Annotated in this window: 21 protein-coding genes and 2 pseudogenes; 13 read left to right on the top strand and 10 right to left on the bottom strand. The window is 56.2% G+C overall.

Translation table 11 applies throughout. The features are described 5' to 3' along the window. The 3 genes and pseudogenes from HMPREF1207_RS29775 to HMPREF1207_RS09875 all read right to left on the bottom strand — a co-directional run. Positions 1 to 536, bottom strand: a pseudogene (locus HMPREF1207_RS29775) (hypothetical protein); the annotation flags it as partial. Between the two features lie 245 nt (positions 537 to 781). Continuing rightward, the gene (locus tag HMPREF1207_RS09880) at positions 782 to 1381 is read right to left on the bottom strand and encodes a general stress protein (RefSeq protein ID WP_009676306.1); all 600 of its coding nucleotides are present in this window, start codon (positions 1379 to 1381) and stop codon (positions 782 to 784) included. A gap of 84 nt (positions 1382 to 1465) precedes the next feature. Then, positions 1466 to 4582: a PAS domain-containing hybrid sensor histidine kinase/response regulator gene (locus HMPREF1207_RS09875; protein WP_009676321.1), complete on the bottom strand. Its 3117-nt coding sequence runs from the start codon at positions 4580 to 4582 to the stop codon at positions 1466 to 1468. Between the two features lie 205 nt (positions 4583 to 4787). Between HMPREF1207_RS09875 and HMPREF1207_RS09870 the strand changes: the two genes are divergently transcribed. From HMPREF1207_RS09870 to HMPREF1207_RS09840, 7 genes are all read left to right on the top strand, one after another. Beyond that, positions 4788 to 5564, top strand: coding sequence for an ABC transporter permease (locus HMPREF1207_RS09870; RefSeq protein ID WP_009676332.1), 777 nt, complete (start codon positions 4788 to 4790; stop codon positions 5562 to 5564). Beyond that, positions 5561 to 6355 (top strand): ABC transporter permease, encoded by a 795-nt coding sequence (locus HMPREF1207_RS09865; protein WP_009676337.1) that lies wholly within the window; start codon positions 5561 to 5563, stop codon positions 6353 to 6355. The genes HMPREF1207_RS09870 and HMPREF1207_RS09865 overlap by 4 nt, the downstream gene beginning before the upstream one ends. Positions 6356 to 6572: 217 nt before the next feature. Next, positions 6573 to 7493, top strand: a complete 921-nt coding sequence (locus HMPREF1207_RS09860) for a D-alanyl-D-alanine carboxypeptidase family protein (RefSeq protein WP_009676316.1) — start codon at positions 6573 to 6575, stop codon at positions 7491 to 7493. Between the two features lie 31 nt (positions 7494 to 7524). After that, complete coding sequence (locus HMPREF1207_RS09855; protein ID WP_009676329.1) at positions 7525 to 8502, top strand: ABC transporter ATP-binding protein; 978 nt, start codon at positions 7525 to 7527, stop codon at positions 8500 to 8502. Between the two features lie 119 nt (positions 8503 to 8621). After that, entirely contained in the window at positions 8622 to 9362 is a 741-nt protein-coding gene (locus tag HMPREF1207_RS09850) for a VOC family protein (protein WP_009676330.1), read from the top strand. A gap of 223 nt (positions 9363 to 9585) precedes the next feature. Further along, entirely contained in the window at positions 9586 to 11064 is a 1479-nt protein-coding gene (locus tag HMPREF1207_RS09845) for a sensor histidine kinase (RefSeq protein ID WP_009676319.1), read from the top strand. Next, positions 11061 to 11759 (top strand): response regulator transcription factor, encoded by a 699-nt coding sequence (locus tag HMPREF1207_RS09840; protein ID WP_009676338.1) that lies wholly within the window; start codon positions 11061 to 11063, stop codon positions 11757 to 11759. Before HMPREF1207_RS09845 ends, HMPREF1207_RS09840 begins: the two co-directional genes overlap by 4 nt. Here the strand turns inward: HMPREF1207_RS09840 and HMPREF1207_RS09835 are convergent. The 5 genes and pseudogenes from HMPREF1207_RS09835 to HMPREF1207_RS09815 form a co-directional block, all read right to left on the bottom strand. After that, entirely contained in the window at positions 11741 to 12226 is a 486-nt protein-coding gene (locus tag HMPREF1207_RS09835; RefSeq protein ID WP_009676309.1) for a spore germination protein GerPE, read from the bottom strand. The two genes, HMPREF1207_RS09840 and HMPREF1207_RS09835, sit on opposite strands and share 19 nt — an antisense overlap. Before the next feature lie 3 nt (positions 12227 to 12229). Then, entirely contained in the window at positions 12230 to 12505 is a 276-nt protein-coding gene (locus HMPREF1207_RS09830) for a spore germination protein GerPE (protein WP_231392032.1), read from the bottom strand. Next, entirely contained in the window at positions 12409 to 13107 is a 699-nt protein-coding gene (gerPC, locus tag HMPREF1207_RS09825; protein WP_009676305.1) for a spore germination protein GerPC, read from the bottom strand. The genes HMPREF1207_RS09830 and gerPC overlap by 97 nt, the downstream gene beginning before the upstream one ends. A 366-nt stretch (positions 13108 to 13473) precedes the next feature. After that, positions 13474 to 13626, bottom strand: a pseudogene (locus HMPREF1207_RS30240) (spore germination protein GerPB); the annotation flags it as partial. After that, positions 13623 to 13850, bottom strand: a complete 228-nt coding sequence (locus tag HMPREF1207_RS09815; RefSeq protein WP_009676340.1) for a spore germination protein — start codon at positions 13848 to 13850, stop codon at positions 13623 to 13625. The gene HMPREF1207_RS09815 and the pseudogene HMPREF1207_RS30240, both read right to left, overlap by 4 nt. A 155-nt stretch (positions 13851 to 14005) precedes the next feature. Between HMPREF1207_RS09815 and HMPREF1207_RS09810 the strand changes: the two genes are divergently transcribed. Continuing rightward, positions 14006 to 14506 carry an Hsp20/alpha crystallin family protein gene (locus tag HMPREF1207_RS09810; RefSeq protein WP_009676318.1) on the top strand — a complete coding sequence of 167 codons (501 nt, stop codon included), beginning with the start codon at positions 14006 to 14008 and terminating at the stop codon, positions 14504 to 14506. 228 nt (positions 14507 to 14734) lie between these two features. Here the strand turns inward: HMPREF1207_RS09810 and HMPREF1207_RS09805 are convergent, their stop codons facing one another. Further along, positions 14735 to 16102, bottom strand: a complete 1368-nt coding sequence (locus HMPREF1207_RS09805) for a sensor histidine kinase (protein ID WP_009676323.1) — start codon at positions 16100 to 16102, stop codon at positions 14735 to 14737. Continuing rightward, on the bottom strand, positions 16092 to 16793 hold the full coding sequence (locus tag HMPREF1207_RS09800) for a response regulator transcription factor (RefSeq protein WP_009676304.1): 702 nt from the start codon (positions 16791 to 16793) through the stop codon (positions 16092 to 16094). Before HMPREF1207_RS09800 ends, HMPREF1207_RS09805 begins: the two co-directional genes overlap by 11 nt. A gap of 232 nt (positions 16794 to 17025) precedes the next feature. Here HMPREF1207_RS09800 and HMPREF1207_RS09795 point away from each other — a divergent pair, with 232 nt between their 5' ends. The 5 genes from HMPREF1207_RS09795 (at position 17026) to HMPREF1207_RS09775 (ending at position 22424) form a co-directional block, all read left to right on the top strand. Beyond that, on the top strand, positions 17026 to 17595 hold the full coding sequence (locus HMPREF1207_RS09795; RefSeq protein ID WP_009676345.1) for a TetR/AcrR family transcriptional regulator: 570 nt from the start codon (positions 17026 to 17028) through the stop codon (positions 17593 to 17595). 66 nt (positions 17596 to 17661) lie between these two features. Beyond that, positions 17662 to 18951 (top strand): HlyD family secretion protein, encoded by a 1290-nt coding sequence (locus tag HMPREF1207_RS09790; RefSeq protein WP_009676313.1) that lies wholly within the window; start codon positions 17662 to 17664, stop codon positions 18949 to 18951. After that, entirely contained in the window at positions 18932 to 20158 is a 1227-nt protein-coding gene (locus HMPREF1207_RS09785) for an ABC transporter permease (protein ID WP_009676311.1), read from the top strand. Before HMPREF1207_RS09790 ends, HMPREF1207_RS09785 begins: the two co-directional genes overlap by 20 nt. A 172-nt stretch (positions 20159 to 20330) precedes the next feature. Beyond that, positions 20331 to 21704 (top strand): TolC family protein, encoded by a 1374-nt coding sequence (locus HMPREF1207_RS09780; protein ID WP_009676350.1) that lies wholly within the window; start codon positions 20331 to 20333, stop codon positions 21702 to 21704. 312 nt (positions 21705 to 22016) lie between these two features. Next, a complete protein-coding gene (locus HMPREF1207_RS09775; protein WP_009676344.1) occupies positions 22017 to 22424 on the top strand; it encodes a GNAT family N-acetyltransferase in 408 nt (135 codons plus the stop codon). Positions 22425 to 22603 lie beyond the last annotated feature (179 nt).

The following is a 22603-nucleotide window of genomic DNA, read 5'->3' as shown; positions in this document are numbered from 1 at the left end:
GCCGCAGAGCCGCCGCCCGCCGCAGAGCCGCCGCCCGCCGCAGAGCCGCCGCCCGCCGCAGAGCCGCCGCCCGCCGTGTAGACGGCGTGGCCGGAAGCGCGGCTGACGGCGCCTGCCGTGTAGACGGCGTGGCCGGAAGCGCGGCTGACGGCGCCTGCCGGCAGCGACAGCCGCGCCGCCAGCGCGTCGCCGGCTGCGGCGAGCGCGTCGTCGCCTGCCGCGGCAGGCAGCGGAGCCGCATAGCGCAGCGTGACGGCGGCGTCCGGCGCGAGCACGCCGTCCGCGGCGGCCAGCAGCGCGGCGAGGTCGGAGCGGCCTGCATCCGCGGCCGTCGGTTTCGCGGCGGCGGACCAGCCGGCCAGCAGCAGCGCGGCCAGCAGCGCGATGCCCCAGAGCAGCCCGCGAGCCGGGACGCCGCTCCGCGGCTGCGTTGCAGCGGGATGTCCCGCTGCGACGCTGTCCGGGGTCCGCCCGTTCCGTACCTGCGTCAGCGGGCTCTTCTGCTGAATGCTCTTCATCATCGCGTTTCTCATCATCTTAATCGCTCCGTTTCCCGTTCGAATCTAGCAATCTAGTAACAGCCTTGCCGGAGCGGATCGCTTTTATACGTCCTCCGATGTAAATGCTATACATCCTTATTTCCTCGGTCAGCTTCTCTTCTTACGCAAAAAAGCAGGGCAGGCCCCCAAGCGGCAAAACACGCTTGAGAACCAGCCCTGCTGCGCCCGCGGAATTACCGCCGAAGGCTGCCGTATATCCGGTGAAGACTCACGGGTCTTTGCTACCGGCGGAAATTCACATCTTCTTGGTTGCTCAGAAGATCGGGATTGTCGTGCACGGCATGAGGAGTGGCCTCATACACGCCGCTCTTCGTTCGCTCATCGGCAGTGACGTTGTCGTCCCGGTTTTCCCTGAGAATCTCGTTGACAAGCTCCCACTTGTCTTCCGGCGTATCGACGACGATGAGAATATCTCCGCGGTCTACGCGGCTGTGATAATTCTCGATTTCTTCCTCCGGTATGCCCGCACCGACAAGGGCTCCCGTTACACCGCCCGCTCCGGCCCCGATGGCCGCACCGGATAAAGCGGCGGCCAGCGGTCCCGCGGCGAGAATAGGGCCGATGCCGGGTACGGCCATCAGGCCGATCCCCGCGATCAGTCCCGCGGCGCTGCCGATTGCGGCTCCGCCGATGGCGCCTTTTTCCGCCTTCGTATCTTCTTTGCCCGCAATTTTCTGTCTTTCCGTGTAAGGTCCGAATTCTTCTCTATGTTTGGCGAGAACGGATATATCTTCGTCTCTGTAGCCATGTTCTTTTAACGCCTCGATAGCGCGAAGGGCATCCCCGCTCGATTGAAAAACACCTCTTGCTTTTCGTGTCATTACAGGCAACCTCCCTTAAAAGTGGATTACCCATCGTTACCCGGCAGAGCCCCTAGTGAATCGGAATATCGGACCGGAGGAGGATTATTCATCCCGGTTTTCCCGGTCGTTTTTACGGCCCCAATAGCTGAATACCCGTTTCACTTCATCGAAGAGAATCGGCTTGGAGATAAAATCCTGCATGCCGCTCTCCAGGCATTTTTCTTTATCGGCCGGACGCACGGAGGCGGTAACGGCGATAATGACGGGATTCTGGCCTGAGGGCAGCAGCTGGCGGATCAGCCGGGTGGCCTGCAGCCCGTCCATGACCGGCATCTGCAAGTCCATAAAAACAAGGTCGTACTCCGTGCTTGTAACGGCTTCAACGGCTTCCATCCCGTTCTCCGCGATATCCGCCCCGTAACCGAGCTTTTCAAGGAACTTGATGAACAGCTGACGGTTTACGGGGTGATCCTCCACCACAAGAATTTTGAGCGGAGCGGGCCGGGAATTCAGTCGGGAGATCATCCATTCCTGCTGTTCTTCCCCAAGTGCCTGTTCTTCTCCGGTTTCTTCCTTTTTGATCTGTGCGTTCGGAAGGGTGAAGCGGAAAACAGAACCCGCGCCTTCCGTGCTTTCTACGGAAATCGTGCCGCCCATGAGTTCGACAAGCCGTTTGCAGATCGACAGGCCGAGTCCCGTGCCGCCGTATTTTCGGTTCAACACCGGGTGCAGTTGGGAGAAAGACTGGAACAAATGGTCCAGCTTGCCGGCGGGAATGCCAACGCCCGTATCGGCGACGGAAAACCCGAGCAGAACGGGGCCCGAATTCACGGCGGCCAGACTTTCCACGGAGACAACGATTGATCCGCTGTCCGTAAATTTCAGCGCGTTCCCGACGAGATTAACGAGCACCTGTCGTACCCTGGAGGCATCTCCCATGTACAGATGCGGAACATCGGGCTCGATTCTGGAGATAAGCTCCAGCTTTTTCTCGGCGGCCTTCGGAGCGAAGAGCTCCAGCGTACTCTTCACGACAGCATGAAGATCGAAAGGCTCCGTAATGAGCGTCATTTTGCCGGCATCTATTTTGCTGAAATCCAGAATGTCGTTCAAAATCTGCAGCAGGGCATCGCTGCTTTCACGGATGATGTCGGCGTAATCCCGCTGTTCGTCGTCCAAGCTTGTATCCAGAAGGAGATCGGTCATCCCCATGATGCCGTTCATCGGCGTACGGATTTCATGGCTCATCATTGCGAGAAATTCGGATTTCGCCCTGGCGGCCTGCTCGGCGATTTCTTTGGCGCGGATAATTTCTCTTTCATCGGTGATATCCGTAAAAACGACGACCGCTCCCATAATCTCCCCTTTGTCGTAGAGGGGATTGACCCGGTATTCGACCAGGAAGCTCGACCCGTCTTTCCTCCAGAAAACCTCTTCCTGGACAAGCCGGGAAAGCCCGTCCAGCATCGTGGCGTGAATCGGACAATCTTCGTGGGGATAATCGCTTCCGTCCGCTTTCGTATGATGGATGCTGTCGTGGATATTGACCCCGATCAGCTCTTCCTGCGAGTAAGCGAGCATCGACGCTCCCGCCGGATTGACGAACATGACGTTGCCGTCCCGGTCCAGGCCGTAAATGCCTTCCGACACCGAACTGAGAATCAGGGAATGCTGATAGCTGAGGTGTTCGATTTCTTTGACATATTTTTTGCTCTCCGTAATATCGTTGGCAATTCCGTATACGCCTACGATTTCATCGTCGACGATGATTGGAACGTTGGTGACGCTGACATCAATGAGCGACGCGTCCTTGCAGATCAGCGTCGTTTCGTAGTTTTGCGGGATGCCCCGTTTCGCGTTATGGAAATGGGCTAAGGTTTTCTCCAGCAGAGACGGCTCGATCAGGGAAGTAAACGAGTGATGGAGCAGTTCTTTGCGGCTGAATCCGGTCATCCTCGCCAAGTTGGCGTTTAAAGAAACGTGGTTGCCTTCGAGATCGAACGAGTAAACGCTGGACGGATTGTAATCGAAGAGGGACTTGTATCTCTGCTCGCTTACTTTCAGCTTGTTCTCCGCTGCTTTGCGTTCGGTAATATCCCGGGAAATGGAGATGATTTCCTGGACGGTCCCGCTGTTCTCGTCATACGTGTACCGGCTGCTGCTTTCGAACCAGATGTACTCTCCGTTCTTGCGCCGGATGCGGTAGGACACGGTATATATGCCGACCTCGGCGAGATTCGCCAGCAGATATTCGGTAACAAGAAACACATCATCCGGGTGAAAATAGTCGTATGCGCTCGTGCCGATCAGTTCTTCCGGCTCGTACCCGAGCAGAGAACGGCAGGCGGGGGAGGCATACAGATAGACGGCCTGCTCGTCGGCGGAATGACGCGAAATGAAATCCAATGAATTTTCGGAGATGAGCCGATACTGCTTCTCGCTGGCCCGTATCCTTTCCTCCATTTTCTTGCGTTCGGTAATATCGCGGCCGATGCCGAGAATTTTCTCCACTTTGCCCTCGGCGCTGCGGACGGCTTTCACGGTCGTTTCAAACCAGAGGTAATGTCCCTCTTTATGCCGGAAGCGCCCTGTGAGCAGGTCGGCGTCCTCGCTCGGATTTTCGGAGCAGCCGGGTTTGATTTCTTCCGTAATGTAATAATCCCCGATGGGGGTGCCTACGATTTCGCCGGGCTCATACCCCAGCAGTTTATAAATAGAGGGGGACACATATTCGCAAATCCCCTGAGGATTCGTGAACGTAATAATGTCGCCCGCGTTTTCGGAGATCAGGTTGTACAGGGTTTCGCATTCCTCCAGCTTGCTGAGGACGGCCTTCTGCTCCGTGATCTCCCGGCCCATTCCGTATACGCCGACTATTTCCCCGTCCACGACGATCGGAATATAGGTAGTTTCTACATGGAAAACGGCACCGTCTTTCCGGCAAAATTCCACCTCGAAATGTGGCGTCTCGCCCCGCAGCGCCCGCTCGAAATGGGTTCTGCCCTGTTCGGCATGCTCGCTAAAAAGAGTTTCCCGGCCGAGCTGTATGAATTCTTCTCTGGAATAGCCGCTGATCCGCTCCGCAGCAGGGTTGGCGTCCAAATAACGTCCATGTGTATCCATGACATAGATAGCATCGGGATGATGCTGAAATAACGATTTATAAATGCCGCCTTCCGAGATCGCCTTTTTAAGCTTAGCGTCTTTGGTTATTTCCACGGTGACAGCTTCCTTTCTTACCTTTAGAATCTTTCAGTCCCGGCTTCCGGTTTCCTGTTTATCATCCTATATTTCTTTACTGTCGGAAAGAGCAAATTGAATCTAATTCGGGGTTGATTTTTATTGGCGGCATTTGGTAAGATGAAATCCCTCTACACGCATTTCACGCTGAAACGATCGTCTACTGATGAACCGGAGGTGTTGGATGCTTTTTTCTGTCTTGGCGCGTAAAGCTTACGCGCGGAATTTGCAGTACCGGGGCGCGCATATGATTCATAACGTGTCCAGTTTTATGTTCGGATTTGTGTACGTGTCCTTGTGGGCAGGTATAGGCGAGAGTCATTCGCTGGGAGAATACGGGGTCCAAGGAATGACCGCGTATATCGCCTTCAACCAGGCCTCTTTATGGCTGGTGCTTTTTATCACGAACGGTCTCGGCATGGAGCAGTCCGTACGCACCGGACAGATTGCTCTGGATCTGATGCGTCCCGTCCCCCTGTTTCTGCATAAGATGTACCGGGAATGGGGACAGATCGCCTATCAGTTCGTGTACAAATTTCTTCCGATCTACATCCTCTATTTTTTCCTGTTTTCGATCCCGGTTCCCGGGAAGCTCTCCGTTTACGGCTGGACCGCTCTATCGCTTCTGCTCGCCGCTTATATTTCCATCTGCATGAATTACCTGATCGGCGCCGCCGCCATGTGGACGACCGAATCCCGCTGGCTTTACTGGGTGAACTATGCGTTCTCCATGCTGCTATCCGGTTTCTTTATCCCGCTGGAATGGCTTCCCGCCTGGCTCCGCCAGCTTAGTTGGCTGACCCCGTATCCCTATTTGCTGTACGTTCCGGTGTCGCTGTTCACGGAAAGAACGACGCCTGCCGCTCTGCCGGCAGCGCTGTTTTGGTGCGTTCTTTTTACGGGATTATGCATGATGGCGACAGGCGCGATGCGCAAGAAGCTGGAGGTGCAGGGAGGATGAGAAACGGACTGCGGATGTATGTGCTGCTGATCCGGGCATCTATGCGAAGCCGGATGCAGTACAAGTTTAATTTTATTTTCTCATCGTTGATGGCGGCTCTCGTGAATGTGGCGGAGTTTCTGATGGTGGCGCTCGTGCTGGACCGCTTCGGAAGCGTAAAGGGCTGGTCGCTGCATGAGGTGGCTTATTTGTATGCGGTGATCCTGCTGTCCAAAGCGATCTACCGGTCTCTGGCCTCCGATGTGCATCATCTGGAAAAATATCTGATGAGCGGAGATATGGACGCTCTCCTGATCCGACCCCTGCCGGTGCTTTTCGTCCTGATGACTCAAAATTTCCGCCTGCTCGTCGGAGAATTCGGACAGGGCCTGCTCGTTCTCGCGTATGCGATGACTCACATGCTGCGTGTCGGCCAGATCGGCTGGGAAGCTATCCCGCTGACCGTGATCGCAATCGGCTCGGGAGCGCTTATCCTGTTCGCGATCGGACTGGCTACGGCTTCGGCCGGTTTCTGGCTGACCCGGATCGAGGAACTTCAGAACGTGACGGAGGACGCGGCAAGATCCGCCGCCCAGTATCCGCTGGACGTATATCCCGGCTGGCTCCGCTACATCCTGCTGACGTTCCTTCCGGTCGGGCTGGCCAACTATGTGCCGGCTTCCGTCATCATCCGGCATGAGTATGGCGGATGGGCCTTGGCCGCGGTAACGGTCATGGCCTTCGTCTTCGTCCTGCTGGCCGGAAGGCTGTGGAAGCTGGGCATTTCACGTTACCAGAGTACGGGAACGTAGGGAAGCCGCCTTACGGGTCCCTTGGTTCATCCGTTCCCCCAGCGGACTCATACAGATCCGGCAACGCGGCTGCTGCCGGGTGCCTGCATGAGATTCGCCCTTCCGCCCAAAGATATCGAGAGGCCGTCTTAACGAAGGAGGCAAGTCTTTCGAGGGGCTTGGTTCGTCTTTCTACATAGAGAGACACAGACAAGAACCGAAGGAGCGGAGTGACGACGTGAAACGAATCAAACGGAAAGTCCTGCTGTTGGCTGTCCTTGCGGCCGCCGGTATCTGGTTGTGGAATGAAAGAAAGCATGCGGAACCGGACATCCAAGCCAGGTCCGCCTTGCTGATGGAAGCGGGGAGCGGCCGGGTGATTTACGAGCGGAACGCGGAGGAGAGCCTTCCCCCGGCTTCCATGTCCAAGATGATGACGGAACTGATCGTTTACGAGGAAGTGAAGGCGGGCCGCGCTTCCTGGGAGGACCGGGTGACGACGAGTCCGTATGCCAGCGAGGTGACCGGCGCCCAGATCGGGCTCGAGACCGGAGAGAAGCTTGCTCTTAAAGATATGCTGGCCGCGATGGCTATCGTGTCCGCCAACGATGCCGCCGTAGCGGTAGCCGAACATCTCGCCGGTACGGAGGATGAATTCGTGGTGAAAATGAACGCGAAAGCGAAAGAGATCGGCCTTTCCGATAAAACGGTATTCGCCAACGCAAGCGGGCTGACGCGCGCCGATCTGGGGCCCTTCGCTCCCAAGAAAAACACGGGAGAAACGCTCCTGACGGCTAAAGACGCGGCCAAGCTTGCGGTTTATCTCATCCGGGAGCATCCTGGTATTCTGGAACTGACCGCTAAGGCGGACTATACCCTGCCGGGCAGGTTCGGGACGCTGAAAACGACCAACCGCATGCTGCCGTTTACGAAAGACTCCTTTTCCTATGCGGGTGTCGACGGGCTGAAGACCGGGTTTACGGATCAGGCCGGGTACTGCTTTACGGGAACGGCGGTCCGGGACGGCAAAAGGCTGGTCTCTGTCGTGATGGGAACGGAAACCGGGGAGAAACGGTTCGAAGAAACGCGCAAGCTTTTTAATTACGGCTACGGCACAAGCCGGAGCCTGACGGAATGGATCAAAGACGTGATGCGCTGAGTGAGAGCGTGAACAGAAGGAGGGGAAATTTTTGATTACCGCGACGAATTTAAACAAAACGTTCCGTACGCCGGTGGTCCGTCAAGGGCGGATGGCGGGTCTGCGGAGCCTGCTGTCCAGAGAATACAGGTCCAAAACGGCGGTGAACGACGTTAATTTCACAATCGGCCGAGGAGACTTCGTAGGCTTTATCGGTCCTAACGGCGCCGGGAAATCCACGACGATCAAAATGCTCACGGGCATTCTGCATCCGACTTCGGGAGAAGTGCGGATCTCCGGCCTGAGCCCGCAGCGGGACCGCAGACGGGTGGTCGCCAAGCTGGGCGTCGTGTTCGGCCAGCGAAGCCAGCTCTGGTGGGACCTGCCGGTCCGGGATTCCTACGAGATCCTGGCGGCTATGTACCGGGTCCGTGAGGAGGACCTGAAACGCAAGCTCGCGGAGCTCGGAGAACTTCTCGGCCTCGGCGAATTTATGGATACGCCGGTCCGCAAGCTTTCGCTCGGTCAGAGGATGAGAGCGGATCTGGCGGCCGCCATGCTGCACGATCCGGACATCCTCTTCCTCGACGAGCCTACCATCGGCCTGGATGTGGCGGCCAAGCAGAGCATCCGCGGCTTTCTGCATACGCTGAACAAGGAAGCGGGCAAAACGGTCCTGCTCACCACCCACGATATGGACGATATCGAGCAGCTTTGCGAGCGTGTGATCGTCATCAACGGCGGGACTATCGGCTACGACGGCACCGTGGAAGGCATGCGGCAGCGGATCGGGCTGCCGACGATCATGACGATCCGGTACCGGGGAGCGTGCGGGTTTGCGAGCGGGGAGGCGGACAAGGAGTACCCGTTCCGCGTCACTGCCGCGGAGAAAGAAAAGCTTGTGCTGGAATTCAACCGCACGGACATCGGCCCGATGGAGGTTCTGCAGCTTGCCGGCGGATGGGGCGAAATTGCCGACGTACATATGCAGGAGCCGGATTTCGAAGATATTGTACATCGTGTGTATTGATACAAAACAAGGTACAATAGATGAAGGAATCTAAAGAAATTCCGGGCGTTCGGGACAGGTTGGAGGGCGCAGCGAGACAAGGGCGCCCGGAGTTCCATCAACGCTCAGGAGGAATTACAATGACTTTTACCAAACTGGTGGATGTATTCGTGCCCGTCACCGATTTGAAGCGGTCGGCGCCCTGGTACGAGCAGGTGCTGGGCCTTCGTTTACTGGGCCGGGACGACCGGCATGCCAGGCTCTCCTTCCTTGAAGGAACCTGCCTCACCTTAGTTCAGCAGGCAGATCTTAACCGGTACGACGAGGCTCCCTTCAACGTGAACGTTTACGATGCGGAGAAGGCCTACCGGATCATGATCGGAAGCGGAGTGGAGATTGCGGAAGAGCCCGCTCCTTTTCATCATATGCAGTGCTTCAAAATCAGCGACCCGGACGGCAATCCCATCGGCATCGCAGGCTGGAGAGAAGAAGCCTATGCCGGGACCGAAGGAGCTATCCGGCTTGGCGGGGCGTTCCTGCCCGTCCGTGATCTGCAGCGCTCCGTTGAGTGGTACGAAAGCAAGCTGGGCGCCCTTGTTCTTCACCGGTTCGCTTATAAGCTGCCTGCTCTGGATAAGGAAGTGGAAGCGGTTTCCTTTGAAAATATAAACGTATGCCTGTTTGAGACTCCGCGCTTCTCCGCTCTGGCTCATATGGCGTTTACGATCGGATCGACGGACCCCCGGAACGACTTCGAGACGCTGCGGTCCGGCGGGATCAAGCTGTCCGCGCTTACCAGAGAGTTCAACCGAGACCGGTTCGGTCTGCTGGATCCGGATGAGAACGAAATAGGCGTCATCGGCATTTTGCAGGTAAACTGAACTAATCTTGCATGTTTTACAAAAAGGTCGGCTGTTCGGTGTAAGGGTCTGTTCGGGTGAGCCCGGCGGACCCTTTTTTCTTTGCCGAGTGTGTTACCGAGCTTCCCGCACGGCCTGCGGCGTAGTATATTGAGGACATACGCTTTTACGGCGGCGTCCCGGGTCATGCGGTTAAACGGGCGACCGCTTCTCAATTGAAAATCAAAGCAAGGGAGATACGTTCATGTCCATCCGTACCCGGCTGCTGCTTTCCTACATAGCCATGCTGGTCATCCCGCTTATTCTGGTCGGACTGACTGTGACCGGGCTGTATTTTATGCTCATCCAGGATCTCAAAAGGGAATACCACATCGACCTTACCCACGGCAATCCGCTCAAGGAAGTCGCCCAGATGGAAGATGACAATTACAACAAAATCCGCAGAGCTATCGCGATGGACCCCGGAAGCGCGGGCGATCCGGGGCAGTGGAAGCAGTGGGAGGCTCTTGTGGAACGCGTGAATATGGGCCTCATTATCCGCAAGGACGAGCAGATCCTGTATATTTCGCCCACCATGAACCACCCGGATGTACTGAATTCGCTGCCGGCTTTCAGTTACTATTCGGGCCTTACGGATTCCCAGCTGGAGAACAATTACTACCTGCTGAGGCATCACGACTTTACATTTCCCGATGGGGGGAAAGGCAGTATTTTTGTCGGGACGCACGATACGATCGGCAAAAAATATTTTATTAAATACGGACTGATCTTCCTCGCTGTCCTGATCGCCGTGCTCGTGCTGACGAACGGAATGATGACGTACCTGATGTCGAGAAGTCTGATAACGCCGATCCGCGCCCTGCAGCGTTCCGCGGAACACATCAAGGAAGGGCGGCTGGATATTGAAGTGCGTCCGGCTTCCAGCGACGAGATCGGGGAGCTTGCCGTTTCTTTCGAAGAAATGCGCCGCAGGCTCAAACAGTCCATTGAACTTCAGATGCAGTACGAGGAAAACCGGAAGCAGCTGATCTCGAACATTTCCCATGATCTGAAAACGCCGGTGACGGCCATCAAGGGATACGTCGAGGGAATTATGGATGGCGTTACGAACTCCCAGGCCAAATTTGACCGTTATCTTCAGACGGTCTATTCCAAAACGGTCGACATCGACCGGATGATCGACGAGCTTTTTCTATACTCCAAGCTGGATTTGCGTAAGTTGCCTTTTCAGTTCGAGGAGGCGGATTTAACGGCCTATCTGAAGGATTGCGTCGAAGACATGCAGTTCGATATGGAGAAAAAGGGAATCCGGCTTACGCTTGAGCTCTCCTCGGAGGAGCCCCTTCCGGTCGTAATCGATCGGGAGAAGCTGAGGAGGGTACTCACGAATATTACGGAAAATGCGCAGAAGTATCGGGATAAGCCGGAGGGGCATATCCGTATCTTCGTTCTGGAGCGGCCGGAATTCGTGGTGATCGGCGTTCACGACAACGGGCAGGGCATCCCGTCCGATGTACTGCCGCATATTTTCGACCGGTTTTACCGGGGGGACCCGTCTCGGAGCTCGCAAACCGGGGGAAGCGGGCTGGGGCTCGCCATCGCGAAACAGATCGTCGAAGAGCACGGGGGCACGATCTGGGCCAACAGCCGGTTCGGGGAAGGGACGACCATTCAATTTACCGTGCGCAAAAACCGGGAAGAGAAAGGAAGGATGGCAACATGAAAGAAGGCGGACGCATTCTGATCGTTGAGGACGATGTAAGCATTGCCGAGCTGGAGCGCGATTATTTGGAGCTGGACGGATTTACGGTCGATATGGAGCATCACGGCGAAACGGGCCTTCAGCGGGCTCTCGTCGAACGCTACGACCTGATATTGCTGGATGTGATGCTGCCGGGTACCGACGGCTTTGCCATCTGCGAGCGGATTCGCGTGGAGCGGGATATTCCCATTCTGATGGTTTCCGCCAAAAAGGAGGACTTGGATAAAATCCGCGGCTTCAGCCTCGGAGCCGACGATTACATCATCAAGCCGTTCAGCCCGGGAGAACTCGTGGCGCGCGTCAAGGCGCACTTGTCCCGGTACGAGAGACTGAAAGGGCAGCAGGACCAGGATAAGGACGAAATCCGCATCCGCGGACTCGTCATTAACCGTGCTTCCAGAAGGGTATACGTAAACGGCAAAGAAATTCCTTTCACGACCAAGGAATTCGATTTGCTGACTCATCTTGCCATGAATCCCAACCGCGTGTTCAGCAAAGATCAGCTGTTCGACCATCTGTGGGGCATGGACGCGATCGGCGATATTTCGACCGTGACGGTTCATATCCGCAAACTCCGGGAGAAAATCGAGCCGAACCCGTCGGATCCCGCCTATATCGAGACGATCTGGGGAGCGGGCTACCGGTTCAAGCCGTAAGGGTTCGAAGGGGGAGCCCCGGGTTCCGGCGGACCGCTTTCGGCCGCGAGATTTTCGCCGGAACCGGTATAGGCGATCGTGCCCGTCGGATTGGTGTAAGGCCCGATCGGACGGAACTGGCGGATATGCTTGATCCGCGACTGGAGGCTGACCGGACCGCTGCCGCCCACCTGCATCACCGACGAGGCGGACACACCGAGCACCTTAACCGGGCCTACCTGGATGGTGCCGAGGTTGCGGGTCGTTTTCTCCGCTTCCGGCGGAAAAAGCACTTCCGGATGCGGACGGGCGAAAATGGAATACGCTTCGAACGAGCCTTCGTCACCCAGATAGACGGGAATTTCCCGCTGCAGGGCGAGAGCTCTGAAGCGTGTGTGAATCCCGCCGTTGTCGCCGATCTGGAAAACGGCGGAGCTGGAGACCGAAAGCACTTTCGCCTGGGTGAGCCAAACCAGACGTCTGGCCATGGCTCAAGTATGGGGCAGCGGAACGAGCGGTCCCACTATGACGGATTCCGGCGGGGTATCGAACATGGACGATGCGGTGATGGAATCGGTGTCCCCGATAAGGAAGGTCGAAGAACTGGATACCCCGATGATATAGACGGAGCCTACCTGCAGACATTTATTTTCCACATAAAAATCTACCTTCACGGATGTCCATCTCCTTTTCCTTCCTGATATTGAGCCAAATAATTGCGGATGCCGGCGCGTATGTCGGCTTTTGTTTTTTCGATAAGTTTCCACGTTGCGTTCCCAGGCGGCTCCTGTCCACCCGTATGCAAGAGATCGGGGGAGGAAGCATACTGCCGGACTCTGGCTTCGATCTGCTGCCGCAAATCGTCCATAACCCGTCTGCTTTCGTCCGCTCCGATGTTCAAGTGCCGCTTGGCCGCAAGCTCGATCAGCTCTTCCATGGCTTCGCGGTCGAGAAAGTTGTGAAGGTGCCGGTTGGCGGCTCCTTCGTCTGCGGCCGGGCGGTCTTCGCCGGTTTGTTCGGGCTCCCGGCTTTCATTCGGGGAGAAGCCGTCGGAAGACGGAGTCCCGTTACCCGGGAAGGAGGCGTCCATTCCGTTTACGGAGAAATCTTCGATTTCGTCCACGGTAGAGGGAGAGACGCCGATCGTCAGTGTGCCGTCCAACTGTTCGACTTTCAGCTGATCGAATTTGTATTCGATGCGGTCGATATGTATCCCGCGCTGCCGCTTCAACTCTTCGATTTCGCCGCGCATGGCTGCGGTCGTCTCTTCGAGCTTGGCAATGCGGGCTTCCTGCCGCTGAATGTGCGTCCACATCTGTTGAAGCTGATAGGCGTACAAATTGGGATCGCCCGGCCCGTAGCCGTACATAAGCTCACCTCTCTTTCGCTTTCGCAAAAATGCCGCCGGGGTTCATCCCCGGCGGGAAGTATGAGGCCGCCTGCAGCGGCAGGGCCCGGCGCGCTGTCAACTGCCGCGGGAGGGTCCCCGGCAAACCGGAGGCCGCCACGGCATCCACGGCGGGAACGGCGGCTGCAGGTGGGGACCCGGCCCGAGCAGGCCGCCCGCTCCGGGAGCCGCCTCCGCAGCGCCGGTGGAGCCGGGAGCCGCCGCCGGCTTGCCGGACGCGCCAGGCCCGGCTGAACCGGCCTTGCCGGGAGACCCCCCGCCTTCCGCAGCGCCGGGCAGGCCCCCGCCTGCGGCTCCGCCGAAGCCGGCGAGGGGGCCTTTGCCCACTTCCGGGGCGGGTCCGGTGAAGCCGCCCGTGTTGTACTGGTTCGAGAGCGCACGGATGCTGCCCGCGCTCCCGACCTGCAGGACGGAGGAGTTGGACACGGCATCGACCCTGAGCTGATGGATCGTAATCGTCTGATGGATCGTCCAGCTCATGCGGTTGCCGTTTTATTCGCTTCAGCTTCGACAGCATCGCTGTCGTTCGTATTCGTGGCGCTGACGGCATTAAATACATGCGGCAAATCACCTGTATTAAAAGAACCTGCTCCAGCATAGCTTTTTGAACTGCTGTTTGGCGATATGACCAGGCAGTCCCCGAATTGAACGACAGAGCTGGGGCCTACGGTCAGTATTTTCACGTTTCCGACGATGGCCGGCATAGGCGTTCTCCTTTGCTGCATCTTCTTTTATAGCTTATGTACGGGAGCGCCCAGATGTTCATACTCCTTTCCCCGATTTAACGGATTCCGCAAAGAATGTTCACCACCGGGCGGTCTCCGTTCATATAATGCAGAAGAAGCGGGGGGGAGCTGCGATGAATCAGCCGGACACGAGTAAATGGCTTAAATGGGAGCATGTCGAAAAATTTCTCGATCAGCCCCAGAAATATATTGAGAATATCAAATGGATCGAAGGGTTCGTGCGCGACGTCTTCGACCGTACACTGCCGCCGCAGATGAATGCGGACGTTCAACAGACGCAGACGCAGCCCAAGGCTCAGCAGAAGGGCAAGGAGCGAACGCCGTCCCAGGAGCCGAGGGAGACCGTGAACGGCGATACGTTCGAAACGCATACGGACGTATTCGTCCGGTTAAAAATTCCGAAACGCGAAGATCCGCGTTCGCTGCAGGTACTGGTGAAAACCAGTCACGTCAAAATTCTCGGGCTGACGGACGAACCGAGAAAACTCATTAAACTGCCCAGCCCGGTTCTGCCGAAAACGGCGAAGGCCACTTACAAGGAAGGCGTTCTGCAAATACAGGTGCGCAGGCGCAAGTATAAAGACAGCTACCATGAAGCGTATATCGAGTACTGATACGAAAAGAACCGGCCGTCGGAGGCCGGTTCTTTTTTTGCTGTGTTGGAGAGATGGATTCAGGCTTGCTTCTCTTTTCTTTCAGCGTGCAGCGGTGCCGAAAGGAGATCGGAGCGTCCCGATCCTACAAGTAGGGTCCGAAATCGCAGCGCGTGCAGCTCCCGGCAACCGGTGTTTGGCGTCTCCTGGCGATGGTCCGAAAGCGATTGGACCGGACCCCGGTTTTCGTTAATCCTTCGGGAGCCTGACATGAACTTCGGTGCCGATATCCGGCTCGCTTTGGATTTTGAGAGTTCCGGCATGGAGCTTGACGATGTTCTCGGCGATGGCGAGCCCCAGTCCGACGCCTCCGTTCTTGCGGCTGCGCGCTTTATCGACGCGGTAAAACCGGTTGAACAGCTGCGGGATGTCCTCCTTCTCGATGCCGATCCCTTTGTCCACGACGGAGATCTGCAGGTGACGGGGCTGCTCCCGGACGATGATGTCGATCGGCAGCTGACTGTACTTGATCGCGTTGTCGAGCAGAATGATCAGCAGCTGGCGGATTTTCTCGGGGTCGCCTTTCATCTTCAGAGGAGTGTCCTCTTCGGGAAGATCCAGACGCACCTCGCGGTCGAACGTCAGCTGAATGGACGCGGCCGTAGCCTGGACCAGGGGGCGCAGCTCGAATTCCTGCCATTCGGTCCGCTGCCTTTCGTCGGAATCCGCAAGAGTGAGCAGGCTCTTCGTCATTTCCCGCAGCCGGACGGATTCGCTCAGAATCGCTTCGATCGCTTCCTCGCGGATCTGGGGATCGTTGCTGGCCCAGCGCTTGAGCAGCCTGGCGTAACTCTCGATAATCGTGAGCGGGGTGCGCAGTTCATGGGAAGCATCCGCCAGAAACTGCTTCTGCTGCTCGAAATGCTGCTCCAGCCGGCCGATCATTTCATTAAACGTCTGGCCGAGCTGGGCAATCTCGTCTTTTTTTCGCGTGGATTTGATCTCCAGCCGTCTGAATGTCCCGCTCCGTTCAATGCTTTCCATCGTCTGGGCCAGCCTGTGAATGGGGTTGAACACCAGACTGGCGTAGATATACCCGATGATAACGGATAAGACAAGCGCACCGAGCGTCGTATAAAAAAGAGCGAGAAACAGCACCTGCACGTTATCGTTCAGGGTGACCAGCTTGCGGGCGATTTCCAGCGAAGCGATCTGGCGCTCGTTTTCCATGACCGGTACCTGTACATACAGACAAAAGCCGTTGTCCGTGGAGACCAGCTTGGAGATGGTGCCCGAAGCCGTTATAAACTTGGCGGGACGCTGAAGGAGCGTTTCGTCCGTATAGATTTCTTTTTGCACCATGGAGTCCGGTCCGATGAGCCGGATCAGTTCGTTGGCTACGAGAAAGTCTTTGAGCAGAAAAGGATTTTCCCAATATTCGGGATGCTGCACCACATTTTCTTGAAGCAGCAGCTTGGCCGCTTTGCGTTCGATATTTTGAGTTTCATTGCGCGAATTGTTTTCGATAAAAAGATAGTAAATGAAGAAGTTGACGCCCAGAAGAATCAGAAAGAGCAGGGAAGTCTGAAGCAGAGCGAACCGCAGCTTAAGACTCATCGGAGCCACTTCCTTTTATGAGGTAACCGACACCGCGGATCGTATGGATCAGCTTGCCGGGGAAATTTTTTTCGAGCTTCTGCCGCAAATAACGGATGTAGACGTCCACAATGTTCGTATCGCCTACAAAATCGTAGCCCCATACATCGGAAATGATATCTTCCCGGGATTTCACTTCCCCCTTGTGCTGGAGCAGGTACTGCAGCAGGTCGAATTCCTTGGGCGTAAGCTCGACGGATTTCCCCATGCGGGTAACCTCGCGGCTCTTCAGGTTCATGAGAATATCTTCCGCCTGAAGAATCTGTTCGTTCTCCGCCTGGCTCTGCTGAGTCGTCAGCCGGAGCAGGTTGCGGATGCGGGCGAGCAGTTCTTCGATGGCGAACGGCTTCGTCACGTAGTCGTTCGCCCCCTGGTCCAGGCCGCTTACCCGGTCGGGCACCGCGTCCCTTGCGGTCAGGAGGATGACGGGGACCGCGGACTGCTGCCGCAGGCGGCGCAGCACTTCCAGCCCGCTCAGCTCGGGGAGCATGATATCGAGCAGGATGAGATCCCACGGCTCCGCCAGAGCCATGTCGAGACCCTCGCGCCCGTCCTCGGCCAGACTGACCTCGTAGCCCTCATGCTGCAGCTCCAGCTGCAGGACGCGTGCAATTTTACTCTCGTCTTCCACCAACAAAATTTTGCTGCTCATCCCGCACCTCCGCTTTTACAGATAGTGTTTGTGGAGGGGGCGGTTTCCATACGGAACAGACGAAAATTGAACGGCAATCCGGCAAGGTTTGAAAAAAGAGGCCCGTTTTTAGACAAAAGGGCTAAAATGTAAGGCTGTTTGGCCGGCGGGACCCGTTGATTTTGACCCGTAAAGATGATATTGTTTTGACTACAGAACTAAAATAGGATTTTGGTCAAAACGGAGGTGCCGAATGGATCAGCGGCGCGATAACATTCTCGATGCGGCGAAAAAATCGTTTGCTTTGTTCGGATACAAAGGAACGACGGTCGACCAGATCGCCAAAATCGCCAGTGTAGGGAAGGGAACGCTGTACCTGTATTTTGAGACAAAAGAAGATTTGTTAAACGAGATCGTCAAATCCCTGATCGCCGAGATGAGAAAACTGGCCGATGCCAGCATTTCCAAGGGCGGCACGATCATGGAGAAGCTGCATTCCGCAACATACAGCATTCTGGTTTACCGGAAGGAGCACGAGCTGCTGCTTAAATTGTCGCAGGAGGTGGCCCAATTCGGTACTCCGGCGGCTCAGCACGCTCTGCGCGAGATCGAGGAAGGCGTCATCGGCTACATCAAACAGCATCTGGAGATCGCTGTCGCGAACGGAACCATCAAGCCGTGCGACCCCGAGATTACCGCCTTCGTGCTGGTGCGTATGTACCTAGTGCTGCTCGTCGATTGGGAAAGAAAGCATCCGCCTCTTACCAATGAGCAGATTTCGGATTTAATCCAGCTTTATATGATGGACGGAATCGCCCTCTAAGGGCGGTTCGTCCGTTTACACCCTAAATTATGAACTAGAGAAAATATCCTGGGAGGGAAATGTTAGATGAAGTTTGTTAGACCTGTTGTATACGTAGTGATGGCCGGATTGATCGGCGGGGGAACTTTCCTGCTGTCTTCCAAAGAAGCCATGAGCAGCACACAGAACCGTCCGGCGAATCTGCCGACCGCTTATATCGAAGCGAACCAGGTGGCGGCAAGTTTTAAAGCCGGTGGCCGCGTGACCGAAATTCTCGTCAAAGAAGGGGACACCGTGAAGAAAGGCCAGGTGCTGGCCCGGATTCAAAGCCAGGAAATCGAGGCGAAAGTAGCCCAGGCCAAAGCGGCCGTAGCGCTCTCCCAAGGGAAAATCGCCGAAGCGAAAGGCGCGGAAGCGACAGCCCAGGCGAAAAAACAGCAGGGTCAGGAAGCGGTGACGCTTACCGCGGAAACGGCCGAAAAACAAGTGAAGCAGGCCGAAGCGGTTGTGAAGGCCGCGCAGACGAAGGTGGACGCCCTCAAGAACGGAGCGAGACCGGAAGAGAAAAAGCAGGCGGAAATTCAGCTGAATGCGACCAAAGAGGTTTTCCAGACAGCGGAAGAAAGCTACAACCGGGTTAAAAAAATGAAGGAAGAGGGTCTCGTCGCCCAGACGGACGTGGATAAAGCGAAGGTCAGCTACGAAGAGGCCAAAGCCAAATACGAAGTGGCGCAGCAGCAGTATGCGCTTGCCCAGCAAGGACCGCGCGTGGAGGAAATCCAGGCCGCGGAAGCGCAGCTGGAACAGGCCAAAGCGGCCGTCGAGCTGGCTAAGGCGAACATGGATCAAGTGAAAATCCGCCAGGGTGACGTAAATGCCGCTCAGGCGTCGATCCAGCAGGCGCAGGGCGCCGTCAAATCCGCCCAGTCCGGACAGCAGCAGGCCCAGGCGGCCCAAAGCGAAGCCGAGACGTACCTGAGCTACACCGAGCTGCTTGCTCCATCCGACGGTATCATCATTTCCCAATCCGCTCAACTGGGTGAAATGGTAGGCTCCGGCTTCCCGGTGTTCACGATGGAAACGTCCGCCGAGACGAAATGGGCGCGTTTCTATCTGAAAGAAACGGACGCGGCCGGCCTGAAAGCGGGCGATACCGTGACCGTAAAAGTGACGGCTAACGGCGACGCCGTGACCGGCAAAGTAAGCACGGTCGCTCCGGCTGCGGACTTCGCCGTGAAGAAAGCGACTCAGAACGCGTCCGATACCGATATCCGCTCGTTCGGCGTGAAAGTCGAGCTGCCTCAGCTGCCGGAATCGGTTCTGACGGGAATGACCGTACAATGGGAAGGAAAAGCGGGTGATACCGTTGCCCCTTAAAGTCGGAAGCGTGATCGCCGAGGAATGGCGGCAAATTTTCAAGGACCGCCGGTTGATGGCGATTCTGTTCCTCGTGCCGATCCTTTACACAACCTTATTCGGATCGATTTATATGCAGCACAAAGTAACCGAGATGCAGACCGTTGTCTTCGACGAGGACAACAGTCAGCTCAGCCGCCAGATCGTGCAGGCGTTCGACCAGAGCGAAACGTTCCAGGTCGTGAACGCCTACCATTCGGAGGCGGAAGTGACGGAAGCCATCTCCCGCGGAGAAGCGAAGGTCGGGGTCATTATCCCGAAAGAATTCGAAGCCCGCATTAAACACGGCGATGTGCAGCCGGTCATGACGCTGATCGACGGCGCGAACATGATGATCTCCAACTCCGCGACGCGCGCGGCCAATGAGATCGTGACCACGTACAGCTACGGCGTCAGCGGCAAGAAGCTCCAGCAGCAGGGCCTTCAGGATGAACAGGTCAGCTCAACGTTCTCCGCGGTCCCGTTCCGCTACCGGGTGCTTTACAACCCGACGTTCAACTACAGCGATTTTATGATTTTCGGTCTGGCGGGTGCGATTTTACAGCAGGTGCTTCTGCTCGGCATCGCCTTGACCATCACCCGCGATAAGGAAAAAGGGATCTGGAGCCGTTTTGCGGAGTGGAAAAAGATGCCGTGGCGCCTCGCTTACGCGAAATCGGTTCCCTATTTTATCGTCGGCATGCTGAATGCGGTCGTGGTATTCACGATCATGCTGTTCGGCTTCGACCTTCCGATGCGCGGACAAATTCTGATGGCCTTGCTGCTCTCGGCCTGTTTCAACTTTGCGGTGCTCGGCATCGGGTATTTCATCTCCCTGTTCTCGAGCGCGCAGCTCGGCTCCACTCAGATTGCGATGCTGATCGCGGTGCCGTCGTTCATGCTGTCCGGCTATACATGGCCGTTTGAAGCGATGCCGAAGGCACTGAGCATTCTCGGCCATATGCTGCCGCTCACTTATTTCCTGGAGGGCGTCCGCCATGTGTTCGTCAAAGGCAACGGCTACGACGTCATCGTCAAGGACTGCATCGCGCTTGTTCTGACGGGTCTCATCACTTACTTTGCGGCATTCCTGCTCACCCGGTTCGCCATGTTCCGCAAACAGAAGGATGAGCCGGCTTCGGCCGGGCTGCCTGCGGTTCAGCCGGAGAGCAGCTCCCTTACGGTGTAAGAGCCCTGTTCCGGCCGACACCCTGCCAAACAGTGTTTCACCGGCGCGCGAAAGCCTTGCTTTTACATTGCAAGCGCGCCGCTTACATAGTTTCAGTCATCAAAGCTTTTGTTCCCATGTCCCTCAGCCTGCGTTTAGTTCTTATCATACCTTGGAAAAGAAGGGATTTTCGATGAAAAAAATCATAGCTACGCTGACCGCGTCCGCTTTTGTATTCGGGATGATGCCTGCCGCATGGGCGGCGGATACCCATTCGCCCTACTACGAAGTCAAAGATGGTACCCTTGTTCAACTTCACGCGACAACCGATAAACCTCTCGATAAGGACGAGGTGCGCCTGCCCGCGCTGGAGAAAGTCAGCAAGCTGACCCTCGATAACGTGCTGGAACGTACGCTAAACAACTCCTACAATATGAAATTGCTCTACCTGAAAACAGCCGCGCTCGGCAATAAAAGCAGCGATCTCAAGGATCAGAGCGACAACCTGTACGGCGGCAGCTTCGAAGGCTACAAGCTTCCGGCTTCCCCGCAGGACTACATGACGCCCGAGGCGATGAAGAAGTACCAGATCGATCCGACCAAAGCGACTCCGGACAGCTTCTTCTGGATCGGTCCGGTAGTCGAAACCAACACGGTGCTGAACAAAGTCATCGAAGGCCAGGGTCAGATGGTTAACGGAATTAACCAGATTTTGCAGGCTCAGCGCGAACAGATGAAAACAACCTCGCATCAGCTCGACACGGATATGTGGAACAACCTGCTCCAGACCGATGAAGCGATTGAGGGCATTAAGCTTCAGGTGACGGCGCAGTACGTGCAGCTTCTCGGTTCCAAGAAGCAAATCGTCCTCATGCATGAGTACAAAGGCGTGGCGGAGAAAGAGATGAAACGCGCCCAGGTGCTGAGCGACGCGGGTCTCGCTTCTCCCGAGGACGTGGAAACCGCCCGCAAAGCGGTGAACAAAATCGGCGACGACATTCAGACGCTGGAGAACAATTACCGCCTGGGTCTCGTACAGCTGTGCTTCGATATCGGCGTGGAATATTCCCCGGATCTGCTGCTTGAAGAGCCGGCCGCCGTATCCGCGAACGTGGAGCCGGTTGTGAAGAAAGATACCGAAACGCTGCTCGCCAATTCTTTTAAGCTGAAAATGGATCACAACGGCATCGACGAAGCCATCTGGCAGCAGCAGAATACCGTGACCAAGAATACGTACGGCGGCCAGTATCAGAGCGTCAACACGGGAATCGCTTATCAGAAACAGGAACAGACGAAAGCCGAGCTGGTCAAAAAGATCTACGCGACCTACAGTGATGCCGAGAACGCTTATCAGACCGTGCTGAACGAGCAGCGCAACCTGAAAGACGCGCAGGCCGATGTCGCCAAAATGAAAATCCGTTACGAGAACGGATTTGTCTCCAAGCACGATTTCGATAAATTTTCCTTTAAACTTCAGCAGGCTCAAACCACGCTGGAGGGAGCCAGACTGAAATACTTCGCGCTGGTACGCAAAGCCGAAGCGATGGATAGAGGGTTTATCTCGTAAAAGGCCCGTATTTCGAAAGTTTATGCAGCTGAATGTATATGGACTTTATTATTATGCGAATGAATAAGAGGGACCGATCCTGGGGATCGGTCTCTTTTTTAGATCCATTGAAAGGATGCTTGCCGAAAAAACGAGCATGAGTAACCAGTCTTCCGCGTGCTCGTGGTGAGGCCGATTGTATTCGGCGGTCATCCGCTTGCGGGTAGAAGGTCGTGTTCAAAAGTAGGGAAACAGGAAGTTGACATTGTATAATTATTCATTATAATGAATAATTAATCTAATGCGTATATACACGTACCGGAGGCGAGAGCGATGACCTTTAAGATCCGCACGGATCTGCCGGCGAAAGCCGATTATTATGAGCTGTTCCAATCGACAGGATGGAACGGGGACAGAATCTGGACGGAAGACATGCTGCACGAAGCGGTCCGGAACAGCTGGTACGTCGTTACGGTTTATAAGGGCGACAGGCTGGTAGCGTCCGGCCGCATGGTTTCGGACGGGGTTATTCAGTGTATCATCTGCGAAATGATGGTGCTGCCGGCTTACCGGAACCAGGGACTTGGCAGCAAAATCATGGACCGTCTTCTGGACTACTGCAAGTCAAAAGGAATCCGCTGGGTTCAGCTTGCCTGCGCCAAAGGGAAGCAAGGCTTCTATGAACGCTACGGATTTAACGAGCGGCCGGCCGGTGCTCCGGGGATGGGCCTGTTCCTCTGACCGGGGAGGATGGCCGGCCTTGATGCGAGTAGTGGCAGGAAATGTGGTGGAGCATTGGCATGGGCGAAAGCACGGCTGGAACGGGGACGGTCGCACGCCTAGAGCGAAGGCAGCCGTACGCCGAGAACGGCGAGCGCACGCATCCCGGCGGCCCCGCAGCCGAACGCAAAAAGACGTAC

The sequence above is a fragment of the Paenibacillus sp. HGH0039 genome (assembly GCF_000411255.1).
Taxonomy (GTDB): domain Bacteria; phylum Bacillota; class Bacilli; order Paenibacillales; family NBRC-103111; genus Paenibacillus_F.
The sequence above is the reverse complement of the archived record's forward strand: the minus strand, read 5'-3'. Positions and strand labels throughout refer to the sequence as shown.

What these genes read in the sequence shown, in the direction of transcription:
- HMPREF1207_RS09790 (WP_009676313.1), top strand. Translation starts at nt 17,662, where the DNA reads ATGAAGTTTGTTAGACCTGTTGTATACGTAGTGATGGCCGGATTGATC.
- HMPREF1207_RS09775 (WP_009676344.1), top strand. Translation starts at nt 22,017, where the DNA reads ATGACCTTTAAGATCCGCACGGATCTGCCGGCGAAAGCCGATTATTAT.
- HMPREF1207_RS09805 (WP_009676323.1), bottom strand. Translation starts at nt 16,102, where the DNA reads ATGAGTCTTAAGCTGCGGTTCGCTCTGCTTCAGACTTCCCTGCTCTTT.
- HMPREF1207_RS09810 (WP_009676318.1), top strand. Translation starts at nt 14,006, where the DNA reads ATGAATCAGCCGGACACGAGTAAATGGCTTAAATGGGAGCATGTCGAA.
- HMPREF1207_RS09795 (WP_009676345.1), top strand. Translation starts at nt 17,026, where the DNA reads ATGGATCAGCGGCGCGATAACATTCTCGATGCGGCGAAAAAATCGTTT.
- HMPREF1207_RS09815 (WP_009676340.1), bottom strand. Translation starts at nt 13,850, where the DNA reads ATGCCGGCCATCGTCGGAAACGTGAAAATACTGACCGTAGGCCCCAGC.
- HMPREF1207_RS09880 (WP_009676306.1), bottom strand. Translation starts at nt 1,381, where the DNA reads ATGACACGAAAAGCAAGAGGTGTTTTTCAATCGAGCGGGGATGCCCTT.
- HMPREF1207_RS09800 (WP_009676304.1), bottom strand. Translation starts at nt 16,793, where the DNA reads ATGAGCAGCAAAATTTTGTTGGTGGAAGACGAGAGTAAAATTGCACGC.
- HMPREF1207_RS09780 (WP_009676350.1), top strand. Translation starts at nt 20,331, where the DNA reads ATGAAAAAAATCATAGCTACGCTGACCGCGTCCGCTTTTGTATTCGGG.
- HMPREF1207_RS09835 (WP_009676309.1), bottom strand. Translation starts at nt 12,226, where the DNA reads ATGGCCAGACGTCTGGTTTGGCTCACCCAGGCGAAAGTGCTTTCGGTC.
- HMPREF1207_RS09870 (WP_009676332.1), top strand. Translation starts at nt 4,788, where the DNA reads ATGCTTTTTTCTGTCTTGGCGCGTAAAGCTTACGCGCGGAATTTGCAG.
- HMPREF1207_RS09840 (WP_009676338.1), top strand. Translation starts at nt 11,061, where the DNA reads ATGAAAGAAGGCGGACGCATTCTGATCGTTGAGGACGATGTAAGCATT.
- HMPREF1207_RS09850 (WP_009676330.1), top strand. Translation starts at nt 8,622, where the DNA reads ATGACTTTTACCAAACTGGTGGATGTATTCGTGCCCGTCACCGATTTG.
- HMPREF1207_RS09845 (WP_009676319.1), top strand. Translation starts at nt 9,586, where the DNA reads ATGTCCATCCGTACCCGGCTGCTGCTTTCCTACATAGCCATGCTGGTC.
- gerPC (WP_009676305.1), bottom strand. Translation starts at nt 13,107, where the DNA reads ATGTACGGCTACGGGCCGGGCGATCCCAATTTGTACGCCTATCAGCTT.
- HMPREF1207_RS09865 (WP_009676337.1), top strand. Translation starts at nt 5,561, where the DNA reads ATGAGAAACGGACTGCGGATGTATGTGCTGCTGATCCGGGCATCTATG.